The organism is Parvimonas parva, assembly GCF_016552165.1.
Taxonomy (GTDB): Bacteria; Bacillota; Clostridia; order Tissierellales; family Peptoniphilaceae; genus Parvimonas; species Parvimonas parva.
This window is the reverse complement of the sequence record NZ_JACVDA010000037.1, coordinates 1-5918: the sequence shown is the minus strand read 5'-3', so window position 1 is coordinate 5918 and position 5918 is coordinate 1. Positions and strand designations below refer to the sequence as shown.

The following is a 5918-nucleotide window of genomic DNA, read 5'->3' as shown; positions in this document are numbered from 1 at the left end:
ATTTCTCTGAAAATTAAAAAATTAGGTCTCTTTCTACCTAATTTACTCATCATATTTGCTAATTTTTTCATATTTAGACACACAAAAGTTAGGAGAGTTTTTATTTACATTTTTGCTTTCCTTTTCTCATTTGCACTTGATTTACTCTATTTTCATCATTCTTATGTAGCATTTTCAATATCTCCTTATACTACTTTTTAACTCTTTTCTCCACTAAAAAAGCGTCAATGATTTCTCATTGACACCTTTGTCATCAGTCTGAGAGAGAATAAAAATTCTCTCTACTTTAAGTTCTTTCTTGTAAATATCATCTTGCCTGCCGGTGTTTGCAATATGCTTGTTACCGTTGTTTCTATTGTTTGTCCGATATAATCTTTTCCGTCCTCTACTACAATCATTGTACCGTCAGAAAGATAACCTAAACCTTGTTCCGGCTCTTTACCACGATTTATAACTTCAACTATTAGTTTTTCTCCTTGAATTACAACCGGTTTTATCGCAAGTGCAAGTTCATTTATATTTAGTATTGAAATTTTTTGCAATGACGCAACCTTATTTAGATTATAATCATTTGTAATAAGTCTGCCATGTAAATCCTCTGTCAATTTCAAAAGTTTATGGTCAACTTCCTTAATGTTTTTATAATCTTTATCCACAATTCTAACCTCAATATCTTTTTCCTTTTGGATTCTATCTAAAATATCAAGACCACGCCTACCTCTTTGTCTTCTGTTTGGGTCCTCAGAATCTGCAATATATTGTAACTCCTTAACCATAAACATAGCAATTATAATAGGTCCTTCTAAAAATCCCGTTTTTATTATATCGTGAATTCTTCCGTCAATAATTACAGAAGTATCCAAAATTTTTGGATATGAAGTTCCCCTTTTTACAGATTTTTCCCTTGAAAAAAGTTTGAATTTTAAAATTTCTTCCTTTTTACTTATTGCAACCTTAACCCCAATAAAACCAAATACTACATATATAAATATACTAATAGTTGCACTTAATAAATTTCCAATTACAGGAAAATTTAAATTTGAAATAGGTAAAGAAACCAAAAATGCTATAACAAGTCCAACGATAAGTCCAGCTATTGCTATCACAATATCTGAAGTTGGAGTTTTTTGTGATTTCTTCATAACATCTTCAAAATTAACAGTAAGTTTTTTTAGAATCATAGGGAATAATAAATAAAAAATAATACCAAAAATAATTGCAAAAACAGAATAAACTGAAACTAAAACAAATTTACTTAAACTTAACTCTACAACCTGACCAAGTCCATAGGCTAATAAAATTCCCAAAAGCCCCCCAAAAACAAAGGTCAAGTACCTCAAAACTTTAAACATACTCTCCTCCTAATGCTCCATAGAATACTCTATGATTTTATTAATTTTATTTTTCGAAAAACCACTAACCATAACAAACTCGGAAACCAAAATTTTCTTTGCAAGATTTAACATAAACAACTCTTTTAAAGAAAGTTTACCCTTTTCATTTCTTATAGCAAGCCCTTTCAAAACATAAGCTATATCAAAAATATCCAAAGATTTCATTCTCTTTGTATTTTCTTTATACCTTTGTACCCAATTTTTGGGCATAGGAAACTCACTCTTGTTCAAATAGTCATACACTTCATCTAAAGTATCCTCATCGACAAGCTTTCTAAACTCAAAATTATCAATATCATTTTCTTTAATAAAAATATGTAGATTTTGTTCAAAAGGAAGTTCTATAACATAAAATTTTTCAAAAACCTCTCCTATCTTTTTTTCTTCTATGCCCTTAATCATTCCTGCCCCATGCATAGGATAAAATATTTTTTCGCCAACCTCCATTATAATCTCCTAAAATTTTCGTTCACATTTAGACAACAATTCATTACAATACTATTATACAACAAAAGTCAAAAAATTTAAAGGATAATTTCAAAATTAACAAAAACAAAAAGGAGCATTTGCTCCTTAAAAATAAAACTTACAATTTTGACCTAATCTTCTCAATCTCTTCTTTAATTTCTTTTTGATTTTTTAAAACTTTATCTAATTTATACGAAAGTATACATAATATCGTAAATAAACAAAATACTATAACTGTATCCATAAAATCACCTAGAATATCCTAATTTACTTAAATCTGGAGCTGTATCACCTTCATAAGTCATGTATCCATTATAATCAAAAATATAATATTTACTTCCTATCTTACAAAGACATCCTGCTAAAGCTCCATAATCTTTCGGAACATGATACATCCATTTATCTCCATATCTTTCCCAACCATTTAACTCTTTTAACTTTCCTCCAATATTAAACCAGTACCATTTATTATTTATTGATAACCATTCTGATTCACTATACCTTGGGTCAAACATAAACGAATCATTCCCTTGAGGGTAGAAATAATACCAGCCTTTATAGTCATCATCATAAAGCCAACCCTCTCTACATTTTCCATTGGTTTTATAATACCACATACTCATTCCATATCTACTTATTTCAATCCAACCATCTTTAACTACTTTAAGTTTTACATTATTATATGCGTCAAAATCAAAATATCGTTTTCTAATTCTGTTTTCCTCAGGCTTTTCTTTTAATAAAAAAATTATAAGAGGTATAAACAAAATCAAAACAAAAAATATTTTTTTGTTTTTTATCTTCATAACAACACCCCCTTATATGTTTTTATACGCTTATAATATCACTTCATCTTAAAAAAGTCAATATTCAAAAACAAAAAGGAGCCTTTGCTCCTTAAAAATTGTTTTTTAGTATAACTTTAACAAAATCTTTGTTGTCTTTGGTTTTTTTTATATTTTTAACCAAGTTTTCCATAATTTCGTTAGTGTTTGTGTTTGAAAGTTTTCTTCGAATTAGATTTGCTGTTTGCATTTCTTCTTCAGTTAAAAGTAAATTATCTTTTCTTGTGCCTGATTTGTAAATATCTATTGCAGGGAAAATTCTAAGCTCGGAAAGTTTTCTACTCAAATGAATTTCCATATTTCCCGTTCCCTTAAATTCTTCGTAAATCATATCGTCCATTTTACTTCCGGTATCTACAAGTGTTGTTGCAATTATAGTTAAACTTCCACCGTTTTCTACATTTCTGGCAGAGCCGAAAAATCTTTTCGGTTTGTGTAATGCAAACGGGTCAAGTCCGCCTGTAAGTGTCTTTCCGGAAGATGGCGTATTTACATTGTAAGCTCTTGAAAGTCTTGTTATGCTGTCAACCAAAATTACAACGTCCTCTCCAAGCTCTACAAGTCTTTTTGCTCTTTCAAGCACAAATTCTGCAAGTCTTATATGATTTTGTGGTAATTCATCAAAAGTTGATGCTATTACTTCTGCATTTGTAAATCTTTGCATCTCTGTAACTTCTTCAGGTCTTTCGTCAACAAGTAAAACAAAAATTTTACTCTTTGGATAATTGACTTCTATTCCCTTTAAAATCGAACGCAACAAACTTGTCTTTCCTGCTTTTGGAGGTGCGACAATCAACGCCCTTTGTCCTTTTCCAATCGGTACTAAAAGGTCAATTATTCTTGTTGAAACTTCATCTTTTTTATTTTCTAAAATATATTTTTCATTTGGATAGATTGGAATTAAATCGTCAAAATCTTTCCTAGCTTTTAAATCTGAAATTTTTATATCATTTATTTCATTTATATAGATAAGCGGAGAAAATTTTTCCGTTTCCTTTCTATCTCTCGTTAATCCCAAGATTTTATCGCCTTTTCTAAGTCTAAATCTCCTTATCTGAGTTGGAGAAACATAAGTATCTTCCTCTCCGGAATCATAGCCATTTGAACGTAAAAAACCGTAGCCGTCTGCTGTAATGTCGATTAAACCACAAACCGACTTTGTATTAGTCTTTGTATCATTTTCGTTTTCAATCGGATCACTAACGACAGTTTTTCTTGAATCTTCACTTTCAAATCCGTTATCAGCTTTTAAAATTTCAGCAATTAACTCATCTTTTTTATATTTTGAAATATTTGCAATCCCATAAGACTTTGCAATAGTCTTTAATTCATCAAGATATTTTCCTTTTAAAAGTTCTATATTCATACTATCTCTTTATCTTTGTATATTCAGGTTTTTTAGAAATTCTATGAGTTGCCTCAATATTTCTAACTGTTCCTGTTTCCGCTCTCATTACAACTGAGTAAGTCTTAACTTTATCGTTACCGATATGTCTAACTCCGTTTAAAAGTTCGCCGTCAGTTACACCTGTTGCAGCAAATAAAACTTCTTCGCCCTTTACTAAGTCGCTCATTTCTAAAACTTTTAACGGATCTTCAAGTCCCATAGCCTCACATCTTTTGAACTCTTCTTCATCAGCTGGAACAAGTCTGCCTTGGAAAACTCCACCTAAAGCCTTAATAGCAGCTGCAGCTAAAACTCCTTCAGGTGCTCCACCGATTCCAACCATTAAATCGCAACCACTATTTTCAATACAAGTTGCAATGGCTTGAGCAATATCTCCCGCCTCAAAAAGTTTTATTCTTGCACCAAGTTTTCTAACTCTATCTATAATATCTTGATGTCTTTCTCTATTTAAAATACTAACTGTAACTTCGCTAACTTCTTTTCCTAAAGCTCTTGCAAGTCTTCTGATATTCATTTCTATTGGTAAATCAATATGAATACAGTCAACAGCCAAAGGACCTGCTGCAATTTTATCCATATACATATCAGGTGCATGAAGTAAACAACCTTTAGGAGCACAAGCAGCAACAGCTATTGCATTTGGCAATCCATTTGCTACAAGAGTTGTTCCGTCAACAGGGTCAACTGCAATGTCAACCTTTGTTACATCTTCTTGTCCATTTCCAACAACTTCGCCTATGTATAACATAGGAGCCTCATCCATTTCTCCCTCTCCGATAACAACAGTTCCTTCGATAGGAAGTTCATTGAACATTGACCTCATAGCCTCAACAGCTGCTCCGTCAGCACCATTTTTATCACCTTTTCCTAAAAAATATGATGAACGGATTGCTGCCGCTTCTGTAACTCTAACTAAATTTAAACTTAAATTTCTATCCATAATTATCTCCTTATACGTTTAAAACTTATTTTTCTGTATTAACACTTTCCCAATCTTTTAAAAACTTTTCTATCCCAATATCTGTAAGTGGGTGTTTTAACATTTGTTTGAATACTTTATAAGGTACTGTTGCAATGTCCGCTCCGCTCTTAGCAATTTGAAGAACATGCATAGGAGTTCTAACAGATGCAGCAATAATTTCAGTATCTATTGCATAGTTACTAAAAATTTCAAAAATATCTTCAATTAAAATCATTCCGTCTGAACTTATATCGTCAAGTCTGCCTAAGAACGGACTAACATAAGTAGCTCCAGCCTTTGCTGCAAGTAGTGCTTGAGTCGCTGAGAAGATTAAAGTAACATTTGTTTTAATTCCGTCTTTACTCAAAACGCTAACAGCCTTTAAACCCTCTTCAGTCATTGGAATTTTTATTACAATGTTTTTATTTATCTTTACAAGTTCTCTAGCCTCTTTTACCATTCCTTCGGCTTCTAAGCTAATTACTTCTGCTGAAATAGGTCCGTCAACGATTGATGTAATTTCAGTTATAACTTCAACAAAATCCCTTCCCTCTTTTGCAATTAAAGACGGATTTGTTGTAACACCATCAAGAATTCCCCATTTACTTATTTCTCTTATCTCATCTACATTAGCAGTGTCAATAAAAAATTTCATCACTTGCCTCCTAAAAAATTTAATCTATTCGTAATATATTTTACCACAAAACAATTCAAAATGCTATTAAATGTTAAGTATGGGTATATATTTTATAGTATAATATTTTCAACCCATATTGTAAAATTAAGTTAGCCAGTAAGAATAGAAAAAAACATCTCAAAGAGGTATAATAGTAATTGAACAA

Annotated in this window: 7 protein-coding genes; all 7 read right to left on the bottom strand. The window is 31.2% G+C overall.

The features are described 5' to 3' along the window. Positions 1–281 precede the first annotated feature (281 nt). The 7 genes from IBJ83_RS08205 to fsa all read right to left on the bottom strand — a co-directional run bounded on the left by IBJ83_RS08205 (position 282) and on the right by fsa (position 5731). Positions 282–1352: a PIN/TRAM domain-containing protein gene (locus IBJ83_RS08205; protein ID WP_201276062.1), complete on the bottom strand. Its 1071-nt coding sequence runs from the start codon at positions 1350–1352 to the stop codon at positions 282–284. 9 nt (positions 1353–1361) lie between these two features. Beyond that, on the bottom strand, positions 1362–1841 hold the full coding sequence (locus tag IBJ83_RS08200; RefSeq protein WP_201276061.1) for a CarD family transcriptional regulator: 480 nt from the start codon (positions 1839–1841) through the stop codon (positions 1362–1364). Between the two features lie 139 nt (positions 1842–1980). Then, positions 1981–2106, bottom strand: coding sequence for a hypothetical protein (locus IBJ83_RS08540; protein WP_269902530.1), 126 nt, complete (start codon positions 2104–2106; stop codon positions 1981–1983). 4 nt (positions 2107–2110) lie between these two features. Continuing rightward, a complete protein-coding gene (locus tag IBJ83_RS08195) occupies positions 2111–2668 on the bottom strand; it encodes a hypothetical protein (protein WP_201276060.1) in 558 nt (185 codons plus the stop codon). A 91-nt stretch (positions 2669–2759) separates the two neighbouring features. Next, entirely contained in the window at positions 2760–4073 is a 1314-nt protein-coding gene (gene rho, locus IBJ83_RS08190) for a transcription termination factor Rho (protein WP_068474963.1), read from the bottom strand. Position 4074: 1 nt separating this feature from the next. Then, positions 4075–5055 carry a class II fructose-bisphosphatase gene (gene glpX / locus IBJ83_RS08185; protein WP_201276059.1) on the bottom strand — a complete coding sequence of 327 codons (981 nt, stop codon included), beginning with the start codon at positions 5053–5055 and terminating at the stop codon, positions 4075–4077. A gap of 25 nt (positions 5056–5080) precedes the next feature. Continuing rightward, a complete protein-coding gene (gene fsa / locus IBJ83_RS08180) occupies positions 5081–5731 on the bottom strand; it encodes a fructose-6-phosphate aldolase (protein ID WP_201276058.1) in 651 nt (216 codons plus the stop codon). Between the last annotated feature and the right edge of the window lie 187 nt (positions 5732–5918).